This is a genomic window from Phycisphaerales bacterium (genome assembly GCA_029268515.1).
GTDB lineage: Bacteria > Planctomycetota > Phycisphaerae > Phycisphaerales > SM1A02 > JAQWNP01.
Genome location: JAQWNP010000010.1, coordinates 271,424 through 291,079, shown reverse-complemented (window position 1 = coordinate 291,079; position 19,656 = coordinate 271,424). Strand labels below are relative to the sequence as shown.

General features: G+C 50.7%; 12 protein-coding genes. 3 read left to right on the top strand and 9 right to left on the bottom strand.

Features of this window, described 5'->3' with window-relative positions:
- The first annotated feature begins 34 nt into the window (after positions 1-34).
- A complete protein-coding gene (locus P8J86_07710) occupies positions 35-673 on the top strand; it encodes a Fe(2+)-trafficking protein (protein MDG2054577.1) in 639 nt (212 codons plus the stop codon).
- 28 nt (positions 674-701) lie between these two features.
- On the opposite strand, the gene P8J86_07705 is transcribed toward P8J86_07710, so the two are convergent.
- The 7 genes from P8J86_07705 to P8J86_07675 form a co-directional block, all read right to left on the bottom strand.
- Positions 702-2,681: a VWA domain-containing protein gene (locus P8J86_07705; protein MDG2054576.1), complete on the bottom strand. Its 1,980-nt coding sequence runs from the start codon at positions 2,679-2,681 to the stop codon at positions 702-704.
- Positions 2,678-3,613, bottom strand: coding sequence for a DUF58 domain-containing protein (locus P8J86_07700; protein ID MDG2054575.1), 936 nt, complete (start codon positions 3,611-3,613; stop codon positions 2,678-2,680). Before P8J86_07700 ends, P8J86_07705 begins: the two co-directional genes overlap by 4 nt.
- Before the next feature lie 4 nt (positions 3,614-3,617).
- Positions 3,618-4,670: a MoxR family ATPase gene (locus tag P8J86_07695; GenBank protein MDG2054574.1), complete on the bottom strand. Its 1,053-nt coding sequence runs from the start codon at positions 4,668-4,670 to the stop codon at positions 3,618-3,620.
- Positions 4,667-7,630 (bottom strand): VWA domain-containing protein, encoded by a 2,964-nt coding sequence (locus tag P8J86_07690; GenBank protein MDG2054573.1) that lies wholly within the window; start codon positions 7,628-7,630, stop codon positions 4,667-4,669. Before P8J86_07690 ends, P8J86_07695 begins: the two co-directional genes overlap by 4 nt.
- Positions 7,627-10,266: an SMP-30/gluconolactonase/LRE family protein gene (locus tag P8J86_07685; protein ID MDG2054572.1), complete on the bottom strand. Its 2,640-nt coding sequence runs from the start codon at positions 10,264-10,266 to the stop codon at positions 7,627-7,629. The genes P8J86_07690 and P8J86_07685 overlap by 4 nt, the downstream gene beginning before the upstream one ends.
- Before the next feature lie 4 nt (positions 10,267-10,270).
- Entirely contained in the window at positions 10,271-11,266 is a 996-nt protein-coding gene (locus tag P8J86_07680) for an extracellular solute-binding protein (GenBank protein MDG2054571.1), read from the bottom strand.
- A 79-nt stretch (positions 11,267-11,345) separates the two neighbouring features.
- On the bottom strand, positions 11,346-13,115 hold the full coding sequence (locus tag P8J86_07675) for a hypothetical protein (protein ID MDG2054570.1): 1,770 nt from the start codon (positions 13,113-13,115) through the stop codon (positions 11,346-11,348).
- 264 nt (positions 13,116-13,379) lie between these two features.
- On the opposite strand from P8J86_07675, the gene P8J86_07670 reads away from it, so the two are divergent.
- Positions 13,380-14,396 carry a hypothetical protein gene (locus tag P8J86_07670; protein MDG2054569.1) on the top strand — a complete coding sequence of 339 codons (1,017 nt, stop codon included), beginning with the start codon at positions 13,380-13,382 and terminating at the stop codon, positions 14,394-14,396.
- Here the strand turns inward: P8J86_07670 and P8J86_07665 are convergent.
- Together P8J86_07665 and ribF are read right to left on the bottom strand one after the other, a co-directional pair.
- Positions 14,393-15,484: a DHH family phosphoesterase gene (locus P8J86_07665; GenBank protein MDG2054568.1), complete on the bottom strand. Its 1,092-nt coding sequence runs from the start codon at positions 15,482-15,484 to the stop codon at positions 14,393-14,395. The two genes, P8J86_07670 and P8J86_07665, sit on opposite strands and share 4 nt — an antisense overlap.
- Entirely contained in the window at positions 15,481-16,401 is a 921-nt protein-coding gene (ribF, locus tag P8J86_07660; GenBank protein MDG2054567.1) for a riboflavin biosynthesis protein RibF, read from the bottom strand. Before ribF ends, P8J86_07665 begins: the two co-directional genes overlap by 4 nt.
- A 140-nt stretch (positions 16,402-16,541) precedes the next feature.
- Between ribF and P8J86_07655 the strand changes: the two genes are divergently transcribed.
- The gene (locus tag P8J86_07655) at positions 16,542-19,484 is read left to right on the top strand and encodes an NAD-glutamate dehydrogenase (GenBank protein ID MDG2054566.1); all 2,943 of its coding nucleotides are present in this window, start codon (positions 16,542-16,544) and stop codon (positions 19,482-19,484) included.
- Positions 19,485-19,656 lie beyond the last annotated feature (172 nt).

Sequence of the window (19,656 nt, the reverse complement as noted above, 5' to 3'; positions counted from 1 at the left end):
CAGACAACCTAGACAACCTAGACAAGGACTCCAAATGACCGACACAACAGACCGGATTGCTCAATTTGAAAAAATGGCCGCAGCAGATCCGGACAATGAGATGGCACATTTTAGCCTCGGCAGCGCCTATCTTGATGAGGGGCGGGCCGCAGAGGCATCTAAGTCACTCACCAAAGCCATTGAGATTAACCCCGAAATGAGCCGTGCCTATGAGCTGTCCGGCCAAGCGATGATCAATGCGGGCTGGACAGATCAGGCCTGTGAAGTACTGATCAGCGGCTTTCAGATTGCTGCCAGCAAGGGCGAACGTAAGGTCATGACCGGTATTGAAAAACTGCTTGAGTCAATGGGACGCTCAGCACCAACAATATCGAAAGAGTCACAGGAACGATCTGACGCCCTCAATGCCAGTGGTAGCTTTGTATGTCAAAGAACTGGGCGACCAGGCCACCAACTTGATGCACCACCATTCCGTGGACCAATTGGACTTTGGATCTATGAGAACATTGCTAAGGAAACTTGGGATGAATGGATTGGTCAGGGCACCAAGGTCATTAATGAACTACGCCTCGACTTTTCGCGTGAGGAAGACCAAGAGGTATTCGACCGCCATATGTGTGAGTATCTCGGCATCGACCCCGATGAAGTTCGGCGAAAAGCTGCAAGCGAATGAGCCATTAAAACCGTGCTTAATCAATGAGCTAAATTGTTCTTCGATGGAAGACCCACCATTCCATCATGAGTAAGCCCAAACAAACGAGCAATGCCCAAGGCCATAACGCTCGGTACATTTCCACGCTCCCTTCTATAGCAACGCGGTCAGTACCAAACTTCATTTCATTGCGCACGCGTAGGTCACCCTCAGAGGCGGTGTCCATATTGACGGCAACTGTTCGCTCCTGGCTACCCTGGTCATCAGTGTATTTGAGCTTCCAACGACCCGCTTGTTGGGCTGGCCCCCATACCAGTTCACGATCATCCCCAATCGACAGGTCCCATTCTTCTTGATCTGGTGCAATCAGCAACACCTGAGTGACACCCATTGGAAGTCTCGCTGTAATAGCCTGCCCCGGCTGTAGTGCTTGCGCCGTGATAGATTGATTAGAAGCAGCTAAGAACTCTATGGCATTGAGTGTGAATGGCAGAATGCTTCGCAAGACTGGCCAATTACTATCAAGGGGTGCAAATGTAACGTGGACAACAGTATGCTCACCACGTGCAAGTACCGCTGCAAAAGGTCCTTTGCTGCCTTCCATAATGACATCAATATCTTGATCCGGCTGAATAAGGTTTAACTCAGCCACATAGAGACGGTCGGCATTCACAAATTGCATGACTGGATGCTCAGCAGTCGAGCTCAGCATAAGATCAGCCTTGGCAACACCATACTCATTGAATCCATCTAACGGTGGCGCCTTACCAGTTGTGAGATACCGACCTGGCGGGAAGTTCGTCGGCGCATAGTCATCAATAACAATGACATCAAATTCATCGAGTTGCCCTTGTTCCGCGGCAAGCTCATAAGACTCAGGTGTAAATGTCTTCAACTCACGTAAACGACTCCAACCCTCAAGAATGGTCTTGATCGCTGATTGCCCTTTTGACACCACGGCAACGCTTAATGGTGCTGGGGGCGGAACCACCACTCGACGAGCATTGTCAACTCCCAGTGAATCATTGCTCAGGATCTCGACCTCGATGACTGCATCAGTTGGTTGATTGAATGGCAAGAAAGTGATATTTCGTGCGCCTGGCGAGAGAACACCTGTGTCATCACTGACAGCTGCCGCAGGCAGGCTCACAGACTCAACACTCTGAATGACACCATTGACCGTCAGTTGGACATTAATATCCTGCGGTTCAGTGATAAAATTAAGAATGCCAGCAAAGACCTCAACATCACTGAGCCGGTCATACGGTCGTTCCACAGCAAGTGTGCCAACTGCAATATTCCGTGCCCCCGGATCACCAACTGGGATAAATGAAACTGCTTCATCAGTTCCACGAACCACTTGCGTGTCGAGATCTGTAATTCGGCCATCACTGATCACTTGAATTGATGGCGGCGCTGTGACTGGCCACTGATCTGGGAGATCCGGATTCACATTGGTTGTATAGGCGCGAGCAAGTTCCAATGCCTCACCAAGTGAAGAGGCGCCATGCGTTTGGTTAATGGCATCAATAGAGTCCAGTAGTTTCTGTCTTGAATCAGTGAACTGCGTCATGACTTCAGCTCGATCCGAAAACGCGATAATCATGGTCTCACCAGGATCATCTGTAAACATTCCAGATCGGTATCGAGATTTAATTTTTGTACGTGCTAAATCCTTCGCCTTTTCCAGTCGTGTCAAACCATCCTCATCGTCCTGCGCAGCCATAGATCCTGAGTGATCAATCAGCATCACGTGCCGACCACCCATTACTTGCTTACCTTCAATCTGAGGTTGCATGACTGCCAATACGAGTAGTGCCAGAACCAAAAGTTGCAAGAGCAACAAGATGCTCCATCTCAATCTCTGAAAAGGCGCATTGGCTCTTAGGTCTTCAAACGACTGCATCCATAACAACGTCGACGGAATTTGAACTTTGCTCCGTCGCAGGCGAAGAAAATAGAGCAACAGCAAAGGTGGAATCACCGATGCAGCAAGGATAAGACCTGCAAATGGCGTCAACCAGGTCACTTGAGCAGTCCCCTACGTCGCAAGTAGTCAACTAAGAGCACATTCATATCTGTAGACGTATCAACCGTGAGCTGAGAAATACCACGACGAACGCAAAATTCTTGCAGCTGACCACAGTATTGATCTAAATTTGACTTGTACTTTCGTAAAAGCGACGGACTGACTGTCACCTCTGCCGCATCAGAATCCTCGATATCTGTCAAACGCAGATTACCTGTCAGACCATGCTGACCAGGATCAATCTCCTCTGGGGCGAGCGTTTGTACACAAAAAGTGTCGAAGCCCGTCCGGCCACCAGCTAAAAATCGAAGGCCCTTTTCGTAGCCCTCTTTATAAAGAAAGTCAGAGAGCAAGACCATCACACCTTTCCCTTGTCGCCCCGTGGCAATGGTCCGCATGGTCTCATTGAAATCGGCACTACCAACGGGATTTTTTTCAAGCAGCCAGTTTCCCATCTCCTGGGTACGTCGGCGCCCCCGTAAATTAGGCAGTACTTGAAGGCCCTCTTCACCGAATGACATCAGTGATACCCGATTGTGATTAACCAACCCGATATAGCCAAGTGCCATGGCGAGCTTCTGAGCAAAAATGAACTTATTAGGGTTGCCCCAATCCATCGATGCACTTGCATCAACAACAAGGATCAATGACAGGTCCTCTTCTTCAATAAACAGCTTAATAAATAAGCGATCAAGGCGAGCAAATACATTCCAATCAATAAATCGAAGATCATCACCTGCGACATACTGCCGATAGTCCGCAAACTCGACACTCAGGCCACGTTTACGACTGCGCCGTTCTCCCTGAACCTTACCTTGAAAGATCTTCCGGCTGAGCACATCAAGGTGGCCTAAGCGCGTCATGAGATCCGTATCAAGCAGCTCGTCAATTCGCTTCGGTTTTGGTTCGGTACTTGTACCAAAGGTGGCCACGATATTAATCTCCTTCTACCGGTGTCTGCTGTAGAAGCGTATCAATGATCTGATCTGTTGAAATGCCTTCGGCTTCTGCTTCAAAGCTTCTGAGAATACGATGCCGTAGCACCGGATGGGCAACCGCTTGGATATCACGAAAACTCACGGCATAACGACCCTCCAATAAACATCGAACTTTGGCCGCTTTGACCATCGACTGAGCGGCTCGCGGACTGGCCCCAACAATGACATAGGATTCTGTTTCTGGCGAAATCCATGCGCTACCGCGATGCGTGCTCATCACCAGTCGAACGGCATAGTCACTCACATGGTCGGCAACAATAATTCGTTCGATAAGCCGTTGAGCACGAATAATGGAAGTCGCATCAAGAACCGGCTTTGCCTGTGCCTGACCACTGCGGGTGGTGCGGTCAATGATCTGATTTAGTTCATTTCGACTTGTAAGTGGCACTGTAATTTTGAGCAGAAAGCGATCAAGCTGAGCCTCTGGCAAAGGGTAGGTCCCCTCTTGCTCAATAGGATTTTGTGTTGCCATGACAAAGAACGGCAGCTCAAGATGCCGTGTCGTACCACCGACGGTCACAGATTTCTCTTGCATTGCTTCTAACAACGCCGCTTGGCTCTTTGGTGTAGCGCGATTAATCTCATCTGCCAAAACCATTTGGCTAAAGATCGGGCCAGGTTCAAACTCAAATCGGCGGCCACCAGATGCGTCATCATAGACCACATTGGTACCGGTGATATCAGATGGCATCAGGTCCGGCGTAAATTGAATACGAGCGTAATCGAGTTTTAACACACGGCCTAAAGTCTGCACTAAGAGCGTTTTTCCCAAACCGGGAACGCCCTCCAGCAAGACATGTCCATCACCAAAAAGGGCCCACAATAATTGTTCGACGACTGCATCTTGACCGACAATCACACGGCCGATCTCAGAGCGCACTTCCTTAATCACATCCTGCAACTCCGCGCAAGCACAAGCGATGGCTTCTATATCGCTCAGCGTGAGTTCTAAACCACGTGTGTCTCGGAGTGTTGGCTCGGGTTTTGTCACGATGACTCAGGCCCCTCATCATCTGGTGCCATGTTTCGTTTAATTCTAAGCAACCTTGCAGTATGGCTTGACTGATCATCCTTGGCATCTTGAACGGTCGACCCTGGCTTCTCAAGCCCGGCTTTTGATCGCTCGCTCGGATCTGCCCGCTGAACATCTTTAGAGATGGATTCAGATTTTACAAAACGCGTGCGAGATGTCGCCTTGTCACCCTTCCTATTCGATTGACCAGATGCTTGAGAGCGAGCACGTTTCCATGCCAGAACTGACTCAGCAGAACCCTCCGTGCGTTGCCCAATTGCAGAACTCCACCAAGCCCTAAAATGCTCCCAATCAATTGCGAGACGACGGATGGCAACGTCAACAAGAAACAGCGCTGCAGCGAGGATCGCTAAAAGGTCCCACATCTGTGTCGGCGTAAATGGAATCTCTAATGCGGCGCGTTCGAAAATCGCGGGCAGCGTTCCATCCTTGTTAAAGTTCATAACTCGACCACCAGTCTGCTCAGCCAATTCCCGAAGTAGTTTTTCGTTATGACGAATGGCGCGATACTCTTTTGAATAAGGAACACAGACTGCTGCCGGAATAGTGCCATTCGCGTGAACAATATTCACAAGATAGTGGCCAGCTTGACTGACCTTAAATTGCCCTTGATACCGGCCGGGTCCAACCTGATCCATAGTGAGTGCAATCGGCTCGCCGCTGCCTGGTGGAATGACCATTGCTTGCTGTTGAAGATGATTGATTGCACGCCCCTGGTCATCAAGCGCTTGCAAGTCAACAATTGCCTCTTCGCCCTCAATTCGAGTTCGAATCAGTGTGTTGGATTCCGCAGTAGGTCGCATCACCCAGCGTGCACACTGCTCCCAAAAGATATTGAACTCCGGCCATGATGCCCAAGCGGATCCCCAGCGACCAGATAAGTCGCTGGTAAAGACCAGTGACCGGCCCAGTCCGAAATTCCAAAATGCCAACAATGGATCATCTGCTTCGGCTTTTATGAACAGTGGCGTCTGGGTAAGCCCAACCCGCTCTGCAGTCAGAACATAACCCCCCACTGAAGGCACGCTGCTAAAGCCCTCTGTGGGGCCAGGCAGATTGATGGCCTGAGGCTGAAAAATCCTGCCTTCTTGAATCAGAGAACGAGAAACAAGTTGTGCTTCCTTAATAAAAATAGAAGGCAAGGCTTGAAGATTTGTTACGGGATAAAAACTACCACCAGTTCCATTGGCCACTGACTGCATTGTGTTGCGATCACGCTGCCGGTTTCCATGCGCGCCGACTAGCACTGTTGAAACACTGACGTTGGCTTGTCGATACTTTGCAAGAAGTGATGCTGGTGGTGGCTGCGGATCGCCATCAGAAATAATGATCGCATGTTTTTGCCCAGCATTAACAGATATCAAACCTCGAAGGGCGAGCTGCATTGCTGGTGCAAAATTTTGCATATCCCCTAACTGCAGCTTACGGGTTGCTGCAATTGCGGCCTGCTTATCACCCACCTCCTGCATCGGTAATGCCCAGACAGCACCTTGGATACTATTGGCACCACCAGCTCTAAAACCTTGTTCAATAATGCCAACCATATCAAGCCGCGAAAGCGCTGAAATAGCCGCTTCAGCGACACGTTGACCCCAATAGTTACCCTGAGGCATTTCGCATGAGTGCATAATGAGCGCCAATGCACCACGCATAATCTGGCGCTCAGCTGGGGGATCAAGCCGCACTGGCAGCGCCCTGGACAAATGCGATCCAATCCAGCCTCCAGCGCCGAATGCTTGGGGACCACCCAGGGCAATGAGCCCCCCGCCAATATCGTGGACATAGCGATAAAGCGCTCGATCTTGTTCTTCGCTAAAGGCCCAGCGCGGCATCCCTGCAAGCACAACAGCATCAAAGCCAATCAGGTCAAGCAAGTCCCCCATGCCACCTGGCGTTCGTGAGGTTACTTCCAGACCTGCTTCCCTTAACACGGCGCTGAGATGCTCGGTCTCTACCTGACCATCATCAATAATAAGGATCTGCCCACGCCCCTTTACAAACGTGACTGCCAGCTGGCTATTGTTTTGTATGACTGCATCGAAGGATGGATCGCTCGGCGTGAAACGTGCCTCAAAGCGATGCGGCATTGCCCGCATCATTGGAATAGTCGCCCGATACACGTTCGTGCCTGCCTTGAGTGAGACAGGGAGTTGTTTATCCGCACTTTCGGAGAGAGCAACAGGCTGACCATTCACTTTCAGAGAGAGCATACCATTGGCATCACTGGTGCTATGAAGCACCATCCGCAATGTCACGTTCTGGCCTTGCCTTGCAATTGGCTCCGCAACAAGAGACTCGAACACGACTTCATTACCGTATTCATATGGCAAAATTAAGACATCAATTGGTACCTGAGAAGCCGAAGCCTGACGGGCAGCAGCAGCAACAGAGTCAATTGTCTCATTACCATCAGAGGCAATCACAATCCGGTTGGCTGTGTCGTCGGGCATGAGCGCATGCGCGACTCGAACCGCTTCAGCGAGATTTGTTGCGGTGAGATCACTCACATCGCGGCCAACCGTCACCATTGAATTTCGATGCGGCAAAGCAGCAATAATGGCTTCGCGTGCAACAGTCACAACGGCAAGCCGATCTTCTGGCAAGCGATCTTCTGTTCCTGCCTGCGTTGCGTTCTCAAGTGATTCTAATACTTGTTTCTTCAACGCCATGGGAATCGACTGACTGCGATCAATGATTAACGTCGCCGTCACACCCTGACCTGGCTGCCGCCACGATGGTTGAGCCAGAGCAACCGTAATCAAAATCACCACCAATATTCGCAGTGCGGTGCTCAACCAGAGCTTGCTACGGGACAGAACTCCACGACTTGTCAAAGCCATCAGCAGTACCGGTACCACAAGTAGCAACAGCAGTAGCCAGCCTGGCTGATCAAAATAAATGGGGCCCAAATGACTCATGAGTCACCTAAATCAAATGCCAGATGGTTGGTTGGAATGACCTGAACCCGCTCATTCCCTGAATCAAGTACAAAGATATTCTCACCACTTGCATCAATATCGATTGACCATGGTGTCCGTAACTGACCTGGGGCATATCCCAGGTTTCCAAAGATGCCACTTGGCGTGCCATCCACCGTAAATGCCTGAACCCGGTGGTTCCCCCACTCACAAACAAGCAACGTTCCATCTGGTAGCTGCACCAGATCATATGGGTAGAGTAATTGCCCCGAAGCTACGCCAGGCTCACCAAACATACGAATGAGTTTTCCATCGAGATCATAGATACTAATCCGGTGATTACAGGAATCAGCGACGATTATTGCCTGCCCAGAATTGGCTAATGCCATGGACTGCGGCCGATTCAACTGACCTGCCTCACTTCCGAAACTACCAAACTGATCTATGTAGACGCCCTCGGGGCTAAAAATCTGAATTCGATCATTACCGCCGTACTCTGCTACATACAACCGTCCATCTGGCGCAACCACAACATCAGTTGGATAAATAAACTGCCCCGGCCCAGTCCCATATTCACCAAATCTCAGTTGCTCATTGCCATCAGCGTCATAAACCAGAATCTGGTAATAGTGCGTGTCTGCAACGTAGATCAGTCCATCTGGGCCAACTGAGACGCCGGTGGGCTTACCCAGCGCACTCTCAGGCGTAGCCCATTGGCGGTGCGGCGTACCATCAAGGCCAATTCGCTGAATACGGGCAGTCTTATCGATGACGTACATGCAATCGCCATGAATATCAATTGCCATGGCCCGAGGATAAGAAAACTGGCCGAGAGAAAGGCCAGGTGATCCAAACATACGCTCAACATCCAAGTGGCCAACAACATCTTCTTCTGATGATTGCCCACGACACCCAATACTGATCAGCAAGAAGAATCCAATAGTCAACCAGCAACCAATGCTTGAATTCCGATTGAGCTGCCGAAGTCTTAGTATTGGACGCATAAACAAACCACCGCATAGAGCAATACAAGCTGCCAAACCACCACCTAGCAGCATAACCAATCCTGCCAACATGACGATCTCTGGGCGCTGGTAATGCATTGCATTGAGCAAAGCAACCTGAAGTGGCACTGATCGCGCCGGTGGCGCGACTTGCTGCGTCATCGGAATTTCACCAAACGAGGCGATTGCAATAAGGGCGAAGGCTGCAACAACACCCCCAATCAATGCCGGTGCGAGTGCCGTAAATGCACCTCCTAATCCAATGCCTCCGAGGAGCCCTGAGCGGCCGCCGTCTAAGAGACGAACATCTCGCTGCTGACGCCCCTCTGAACGCGCAATCCACCAACCAACCAATGCTGCAACAAATCCATAACGTCCCAAGTGTGCTGCTGCCAGAACCAGGGGCATGTCACCAATCAGATGATCCCATGCACCACGCAAGCCAACGGCATAGGACGCAGCGGGAACCGCGCCAATGATCAACCACAGGACCGCCTGGATATGCGCTAATAGGCGCACCCAGCTTGAGGGATGGATCCACATCAGCGCTAGGCCGAGCGTCACAATCCCGCCAGCGCTTGCCGTGAGCAATGACAAGAAGACTCCAGAGAACACTGAAGTGCCATAGACATCCATGAATCCGCCCAGGCCAGTCAAGATGGAACCATCTCGCAACATATTTGTGAGCGACCAAACAAATGCTGTCACTGGAATACCAACTGTCAGTATCCACAGACCCGCGATCATAAAAACACCCAGCCATCTATAGATGTTCGCAAACTGCCCTCTCACCACTTCAGCTTGCGCTGTCACAAGTGAATCCGAACGGCGATCTCCATGGCGACTGGTAATAAGCCACCACACCACGATTGCGCCGACGCAACTAATAAGGACGGCTGGCCCACTCACGGAAATGAGCTGAGATGCCGGCGCACCTAATGCTTCTAAAGCTCTGGCTTCATTGGCCAGCGAAAAGATCTGAGCCAAGTCAAAACAAGTTGTATTACTCCATGTCAGTAGGAATACAACCAATCCTCCTAAGGCAAGGCCACCAATACTGCGACTGACAGTGAGCCTCAGTCGCATGAGCAGTGGCGCTCCATCAATTTCTACAAGTTCCTGATCGCGATCTGGTGTACCACGCTGCATTCCAGCAACACATAATGCGACCAACGGCCATGACCATGCTACGAAACCAACATACAAGGTCGCCGATCGAAGTTGCCCAACCATGCCATGGTCAACTGCCCATGCGTACACACCGCTATTTGGTGGCCAGAGTTGCCACCATGCAAAGAAGATGAGGTAAGGCGGCAGAAATAAAGGCACCAATAGCAAAAACAGAATCACAATGGCCCAAACAGACCTTCCATAGCGTCGGAAATTCTGATGACTTCTTGCAATTCTTGATAAGTAGATGCCTGGACCAAGTCCCAGCAACATGGCGCCACCAGCCACCGCCACTGACCACCCTGCTGTTGTGAGAAGCAACTCACCAAGCGGCCGAATCATAGGTACATTTGTGGTCTCTGAATTATCAAATGACATGAAGCCACTGACAAGCGGCAATACGCCCACAGCAATCCAGAGGCAGGTCGCGATGGCAACTAAGATCCAGCCACTACTGCGCATCAGTTCAGCGACCTCCGAGACGTTTGACCGCACTTTGAACAGCCGCTGATCGTCCTGCTGCCACTACCGCGTAATCCACATCAACAGGATTGTGAACAATAATGTCAGCATTGATGACGGCATCTGATCCTAAGGGGATGTTTCGTGATGAGGATTGAGCCAACAAAGACTCCACCTCTGCGGACAACAAAAAATCAGCCAACAACGCTGCCTGCTTTGGGTGAGGCCCACCACGAACTAACGCCACTGTATTTGGTATGACCAGTGGGCCATGAGGCGTTGCATCTTCACCCATACTGTGGCCAGGTAATACCCAATCCACTTTGCCACCACGATCCAGCACCGCCCATATGTCATCCGTATCTGTTAATCCAAGTACAGCCTCACCTCGCTCAACCGCATCAACAACACCAGCATTCCCGCTGGGAAGCAGCCTGACATCATTGGCCGCTAAACCATCGACAAATTGGTCATAACTACCCGGCAGTGTTTCATCAAAAAGCCATTGAATGACCGCCAAGTGACCACCGGTTGTTCCAAAACGCGGATCAGCCATCACAATCTGACCCTTGTATTTTTCGGATACCAGATCCGCCCATTGCTCAGGAATGTCTTCAGCCATGAGATGGCTTGGGTTATAAACCAGCGCCCTCGCCCGCCCCGCAAATCCATGCCATAGATGGCCTGGGTGCCGATGCACAGTTGGCCACGCCTTGGCGACCTCAGAGGTATGTGGGGTGAGCAGCCCCTCGGCTGCCAATGCCTCGGTCATGAAAGCTTCAGAATTCCAGAAGACATCAGCTCTTGGCCGCTCAGCTTCTCTACGAATGCGTTCTACGAGGCCAGTGGTCTTCTTTAATTCTGTGTCCCCAACGACCTGAACCTCAATACCCGTGGCAACTTCGAAACGTTCGATGACCTGACGAGCAACATGCTCATCAGCCGAAACGTAAAGTATAACGCGCTCAGGCGACGGCCTGTCATTGCATGAAATCATCATGACAGCCAGCCATACGACCTGGACGCGCATAGCACAGCGACAAAGCCTTGCCAATGGCCTTACGCAATCGCTACTGGTCTCACTGGTTGCTCGAATCTTCATCCTGGGATGGCTCGGGTTGATCGACTGATGTGTTGTCCTGATTTGCCGCATCAAGGGCCTTAATCAGCTCCGCAAGTTCCCCGAAGTAGTGCTTTTGGACTTCATCATAATAGGGCGGCAGTGGGTCTTCGCTCACGCCATCCTCAAAACCTTCTACCGCTGTCCTTATCACTTCTTTTACAGACGCTGATGACACCCCTGCTTCAATCTCACCATCAAACAACTCACGTGCAATAACATCTCCCTGCTCTGTGAAAATGTTCGCCTTCACCTCGGTCATGGAGACCGATGTCTCCTCGACGCTGTTTTTTCCACCATTGCCCTGACCCGAACCGCCTGTTCCACTACTGCCTGCTCCGCTATCGCCAGAACCACCGCCTCCTTGGCCTTGGTTGCCATTGCACTGCCCCATCGACTGGCATTCACTGACACACATTTTCTGAGTCACCTTGGCCTGCTGCAACATCTGCTGCATCATTTCCATACGCGACAATTGCTCGGACATTTCATTGCCGGCTTTACTCGTGGATTGCTGACCACCTTGCTTACATGCCTGAGCCATCTGCTGCATCGATTGGCCCATGTTATTACATTGCTTACATGCACCCATCTGGGATTCTGCCAACTTACGCAGCTCATCCTTTTGCTGCTGAGTGAGATTCTGATTCTGCTTCAGCGCCTGTTCAAGCGCCGCCATATTCTCTGCTAATTGACCGTCGAGACCTGCGCGTTCGAGTGCTTCGGCCAACTGTTCGCGCTGCTGAGAAAGAGCGTTAAGCTGGGCTGCGAGGTCCGCAATCTCTTCCGCCAATGCCTGGCCACCCTCACCTGCCTGTTTGATCTCTTCCTGAAGGTTTTTGATTGCTTCCTGCGCTGCCTTAAAGTCACCACGGGCCATGGCCTTCATCAGTTCACTCGTTGCATTTGATTGCTCAGCGTCTGCAGAAATCTTACTCAGCATCTCCTCTAACATTTCAGATGCCTGAACTTGTTCACTATCCAGCAATTCCTCGAGCCGGCGATTGAGCTCGGTCACTTTCTTAATCGCATCCTGTCGAATCTCAGTCGCAGAAGCATCTTCACTGACTTGAAGGGCTTCTGGTTTCATTTTGTCCAAAGTCTCTTGCATCGCAATCGCAAGTGACTCATCCTTTGCAACAGCCTCTTCAAGTGCTGATACGGAAGCCGTTACTTCTTCTTTAGCTTGCTCAGCTGAGTCAACAATCAATACCTCGGACTGTTGCGTTTGATCAACCTGCTTTGCCGCTATTGTCGGCGTAAAAAATATTCCAACTGCAAGAGCGATCAACAGAATTGGAACCCACCAACCACGTGGTGCTCTTACTTTAAAAGCCCTTCCAACTTGTTCACGGGTCTGTGGTAAGCGAGCCGTACGAATCGCATCATCAATCGCTGCTCTGGCGAATGGATCATCAGAGTCTGACAGCATCATTGCCGATGAAAGTCTCTCATCAAGACCCAGTTGCTGGTCAACTGCAATAGCGACATTCACTTGTTTTAGGCGATGGCGCGACCATAACATCACTGCCACCAGAATGGCCGCAATGAGTACCGGAGGAATCCACCAAAACCAGGGCGCCTGTGGCACCATTGCCAATCGTTCAAGTGCGAGATAGATACAAATAACACCCAGTGCCAAGATCAAAAGATCACGGAGCCAGCGAAGAAAATCGGTCAAAGCAATTCGGCGACTGGCAAGTCGAATGATGGCGTGTATATGTTCCAAAATGAGCCTCCAGGCCCTTCGGCCTCGCACGATCAAGTAAAGAATACGCCGCCCATCTCTTGAATAGTACGCGCCATATTGCATCAGACAAGTCGGCGCCAACCTCAAGAAGACAACCTTATCTCATAACATCGGCTCAAACAGGTATAAAAACGCCTGTTTGGCTTGATACAGTGCTTAGGAGCTGTATTAATGGTCCCGTATCGAAGGCAGCGCTAAAAAACAATACTTTGGCACTCCATATAAAAAGTGAAGGGCACCACCATGAATGCTGGGTTTTGCAGTATCAAACCACCAACGTCTCAGCCAGTCTCTCTGGCATGCCATATCGGCCAGCTCCTCTCTGTCTGCATGGCGCTCATCTTGTGTACCCCTGGGACTGGACAGGCGCAGACCCTACAGGACCTTCGCATCGAAAACCAACGACTCAAAGATCAAATTCGAGATCTCACTGCCCAACTTGTAATGGCCAGTACTCAGATGAGCGAACTGCTTGATCGCATCGAACAAATGAATCAGGAAGCCGCATCACAGTCAGAAGTCACTCGCAATGATGATTCAGACAACGATGACATTCAAACAGTACCGACAGATCAAGAAACGCCATCCGATACAATCCCACAACAAGTCAATGCACCAGAAATAAGCGATGAATCAGTGATGAACGCTGCTGGTTTTGAAGCCAGCCCGACCGCCCTGTTCTTTGCTCTCAAAGAAAATTACCAACAGACTTTGGGCAAAACCCCAATTGGTGAACCAGGGTCCCCAGAAAACATGAGCTATCTCAGGTCGGTTCGTCTTTGGCTCAGACAAGTGAATCACGCATACCGCGCCCATGTCACTTGGACGGTACGTATTGAACAACGCACAACGCTTGGCCGTCATGTTGAGATCAAAGTTCAATCACTAGACAAAGAAACACTGGCTCCACTCGGCCATCCCTTCTGGACGAGACTGAGCGCTTCACAAGATAGCCGTTTAAATACCATCTTGACTCGTAACAAAACAGACCGAGCGCAGATCGAAGGCGCGCTCATTCCAGCTGCTCAGTTCGACACCCGGGTCCTTCCAGAAGTTGCCCGACTCAAAACAACAGTGATCCATCCAGAAAGACCACCTGTCATTGGCCCCTACGCGAGCTTCTATTACTTCTTTCAGCCGACTCGAATCTACCCATCGGCCGCGACCGCGCCAGTGACAACCGCGCCGGCGCAACCCACGGTTGAGCCCAATAGTGAAACAAGCCCATCATTGCCTATGACCACTGATGATTCGAACTAGGATTTCTGGCTCTTCTCACCCGGCAATACAGATGCTCGCTCTGGGTTCTTTTGGAATTCACTGATTTCTAGAACCTCCATCAGTTGGCCAATGGATGCGTCAATCGAATCATTGATTTGACAACCCGCCGCATGTCGATGCCCCCCGCCCCCAAAACGCGCTGCAAGGCTGTTGACATCCACAAACCACATCTCTTGCTCAGCCCCCGCTGGTGGCTTGGAACGGAAACTAATTTTGGTCTTACCCGGTACCGCTTCAGTCAAGATGATAGAAACACTCACGCGACCCACCACCATTGGTGCATTGACCATACCTGTCAGATCCGTTGTTTCAGCGCCCGTCTCTTCAAAGTCCTCTGGCCGCAAAACCATGACAGCAATTTTTCCCTCAAAACCGTAGCGTACCGAACTTAATGCCCGAGCCTCCAGCGCTAAGCGTTGAGGCCGGCTGTTTTCTTCAAGCATTCGGAACAAGCGAGGTTTATCAATGCCTGTCTCCATGAGACGTGAGGCAAGCGCAAATGTTGACGCGCCAGCACTCGAAAACTTAAACCAACCGGTGTCAGTCGCAAGTCCAGCAAAGAGCGCTTCAGCAATTCCAGCATCACCACCGGTCAGCTTGCAACCCATTGCGTCAAGCACTCGAACGAGGACTTCACTGCAAGCAGCAGCAGTGGGATCGATTAATCTCATCGCACTGATTTCATCACCACGGCGATGGTGGTCGATGCAGATGACACGTTGAATTTGAGGTTCAAGCCATGGTCGAATTGGCTCTAACTGTGTCCAGGCGCCTGTATCCACCACCACAATCACGTCATATTCCTCAGTCGGAAGTTCCTCTTCAATCAAGTGGTAGGGTGTCCCCGAAGACAAGGCGTGTATTCCGCGCTCAACTGGTCCTGCTAACCATAAATCTGCAGTAATACCGAGTTGCTCCAGTGCTCTTTTCATGGCCACCGAACAACCCATGGCATCGCCATCAGGTTTTGTGTGCGTTGTGATCAGAACTCGCTTTGCATTCTTGAGGCGTGTAGCGATCTCACTTACAGAGGTATTGGTCTCGTATTTAAATGAACCAGTTGTCATACCATGCTCTCCAGTCTTGACCGTGCACAATCAACATCGCGTTCCATCTGCTCGATAAGCTGCTGTTCTGATCCGAATGCCAGTTGCTCACGTATCCAACTCTTAAACTGCACCTGAATCGGCCAGTCGTAGACATCGGGATCGCCTTCATAGTCAATCAGATGTACTTCGCATAATCTTTCGTGCCCGCCAAATGTTGGTTTCGATCCAACACTGATCGCTGCAGGCTGTAGGTTTCCAGATGGATCATTGGCCAATCCTGTGTAGACACCGTCAGCTGGCAGCATCACCTGGACTTGGCCACAATTTGCAGTTGGACATCCCAGTAGACGGCCTTGCTTCTCACCAGGCTGAACGGTTCCAGTGAGCTGGTAGGGTCGGCCTAAAACCAGTGCCGCATCCGCCACACGGCCGTGGGATAGCAGCCAGCGGATCAACGAACTTCGGGCTGGCACGATTTTGTGGTCACTTAAGACCACTTCAGCCGTGCTCACAACCTCAACCTCGAAGTCATGCTGCTGGCCGAGCAATTCCAAGGTCTCTATTGAACCAGCACGCCCTTTACCAAATCGAAAATCAGGCCCCTCAATAAAGAATGAGGGCTGATGAGCCGCTACCACCGACTCAATGAAAGATTTTGGGCTCATTCCGAGTAGATCTGGTGTGGGAACTAGGCGATGGACCTCATTTACGCCAGCCGCCCTCAAAAGATCTGCACGTTGGCTAAATGGAGTCAGCAGATCAGGTTGCTGCTCTGGACGGAGAACACTTGCCGGGTGCGGATCAAAGGCCAGGAAGACAATCTGACCCTGTGAACCACCACCAGAGACCGCTTGATGGGCCTTTTCTATCAGTGCCTGGTGCCCAGCATGCACCCCGTCGAAGTTACCTATGGAGATGGCTACGGGCTTTCGCATAAGCCACCACCATAGGCGCCCAACGTCCGACCGCCAAGTTATCTGCATGACTCACTCAATCTCCGCTTGATTGAATGAGGAAGGGGCGTTATCAATGACCCATGGCTCCAAAACCAGCAATAGAGACTAGAGGACAGCGAATGGATGGTTCCAGACTTGTGGATGAGGTCGCCTCCAGCCTGCGAGAAACCGCAGAGGCTGTCACCCCTTGGTTCCTAAAGAACATGCCTCAGGTGTATTTCCAAGACACGGACCATGCAACCCAGCTGGTCCACCTTCGGGCAATCATCGCTTCACGAGCATCTGGCCGACCCATCGAGCTGACATTGCGCAGTGAGGATGGATCCCAATGGACGAGTATGCGCCCACTCGATTACCCCGGCGTCTTGGCGGAACTCGCTAAAGAACTCCCCATCGACTCCCCCCTTCGCGCCGCCAAGATCCATACCGCCACTGATGGTCAACTTGTTCTTGACACATTTGAATTTGGCGACACCCCCCTCTTCGATGAAAATGACCCAGAGCAAGCGGCCAAACTTAAGTCCACACTTGCTTATGCCAAAAAGCAGTTAGCTGAATGGCCTGACCAAGAAGTCATTGACTTCTTCAGACGCTGCAATGCCGACTATGTCATGACAGTTACGCCGCTTCGAATGAGCGCCCACTGGGCTCTTTTCAAGCGTGTCTCAGGAACTGATGGAACTGCTGTACAACTTGAAGATGAAGCAGATCCATGCCTCTCTAGAATTGTCATCACTGTGGGTAATTCAACCCGACGTTCTATGCTTGAACGTATTGCAGAACGCATGAGTCGTTCCGGCATCAATATTCGGCGCGCCTACTTAGACACGATTGACGATGGTACGAATGGATCAATCAGCATGCTGGGTTTTGTGGTGCAAGGCCCTGATGGCAATGCGATTGACCCTGAGAGCGAACTGTGGAAAACGGTTTATAGCGACCTCCTGCGAATCAAGTGGCTCGACCTGCGCACGCTCTCACTTGCCTACCGGCATCCAGAGCTCGATCTCACTCGAGCCGAGATCATTACTGCGCTGGTTGATTTGTCTTACCAGGTACTTGTGAAAGAAAACCCTTACGCTTTTACACCCATTCGCCTCACGACGTTGGCTGAGCGAAATCTTGAAATTTCTTTGGCTATTGCAAATCTCTTTCTGGATCGTTTCCACCCAGATCATCCTCTGAGTGATGCTGAATTTGAAGAAAAGCGAAACCAACTCGATCAGCATCTAAGCAGCAATGTTGATCTTGAAGACTCTCGGTTGGCCCTGCGAAAAATGCTTGAAGCCGTTGGGGCTGTTCTTCGTACCAACATCTACCTTCCCGATCGATACGCCTTATCCATGCGTGTTGAACCACAGTTTCTCGCCACAAGCGACCGTCCAGTCATCCCGTTTGGGGTCTTCTTCGTTCATGGCCGGGGCTTCAATGGCTTCCATGTACGCTTTCGTGACATTGCTCGTGGCGGGGTCAGAGCCGTGCACCCTCGAAGTGCAGACCAATTTGCAAGGGAATCAGAACGCCTCTATGACGAGGCATTCAACCTTGCCAGTGCCCAACAACTCAAGAACAAGGACATTCCTGAAGGTGGCGCCAAAGCAACACTTCTGATTTCACCCAAGTCACGCATCACCCGTTCGGTGAAAGCATTCGTTGATTCCATACTTGATCTCATCACACCCGATCCAGAAATAAGGTCTCAAGTTTACGATCGCTTCGGACAAGACGAGCTACTCTACTTCGGGCCTGATGAGGGAATCACACCAGCACACATTGACTGGATTGTTGATCGTGCTGAGCGACGTGGTTATCCACTTCCAACAGCTCTGATGAGTTCAAAGCCAGGCGCTGGCATTAACCACAAGGAATACGGTGTCACCAGTGAAGGCGTTCATGTCTTCCTTCGCGTTGGACTTGAGACCATCGGCATTGATCCTGAAAAAGACACCTTCTCCATCAAGATTACCGGTGGTCCTGACGGCGATGTTGCTGGCAATCTCATTCAGATTCTTGATACGAACTATGGCGATCGTTGCAAAATCGTCGGCATTGCTGATGGCAGTGGTTGCGCTGAAGATCCAGATGGCCTTAATCACCATGAATTATTGCGCCTTTTCCGGGCAGCCCTTCCAATTGCCAGCTTCGATCAAAGCCAATTGGGGGACAATGGAAGGACCGTTGCAATCGATGAGCCAGACGGTGTCCATCTACGTAACTCATTACATAATCGTGTGAAGGCGGATGCCTTTGTTCCTTGTGGTGGTCGGCCTAACTCAATCCATGAAAAGAATGCCCACGAATTCTTGGACGCAGATGGACAACCTTCCAGCAAACTTATTGTTGAAGGCGCTAATTTGTTTCTGACACCAGATGCCCGTCAATACCTTTCAGAACACGGCACTCTGATTCTTAAAGACTCGTCTGCCAATAAGTGTGGCGTCATCTGTTCCAGTTATGAGATCGCGGCATGCATGCTCCTCTCCGAAGAGCAGTTCCTATCAATCAAGCCAGTATTTGTTGCCCAGGTCATTGACAAATTACGTGATCTTGCAAGAAGAGAAGTTGAACTACTGACCCGGCTGCATAGGCAGCAACCTCAGGTACCAGTACCAGATCTCAGTATTCGATTAAGCCGAGTCATGATTCGAACTGCTGATGCGATTGAAGCCGCTATCGAGCAGGTGCCTGTGTCACAGATACATCTGCTTCAAAAACTTGTGCAAGAACATCTGCCAGAAGTCCTCGTTGACATGGTTGGTGATGAAATCTGGACAAGACTGCCTCAGACCTATCTCAACTGGGTGATGGCAAAGAGTCTTGCTGCACGCATTGCTTATCGTGATGGCATTGATTACTTGGAAACAATGCCAGCGAGTGAGATTGCCAGCCTTGCCGTCCAGTACCTAGGCCTTGAGCTAGAACGCAAGCAACTGGCTTCGGAAGTCGCCAACTCTGACCTTCCTGATCGCCAGAGAATTGCTGAGATCCTTGATTCCGCAGGCATCATCAGCACCATTTCGCAGGACTTTGTCGAACCAGAGCGTGACGAGCAGACCGAATAGCCACTTAGCCGTCTTGTCATAAAAACTAGAATCAGGATATGTTCTCGCAACATGTTCCGATTTACCACGTTGACTGTTATGGATCGCCTGAGCGTAATTCAATAGTTCAAAGCCACTTTCAGATGTCATTCAAGGCCATGCCACAACCGGAATTGAACCCAACTCGTATTAT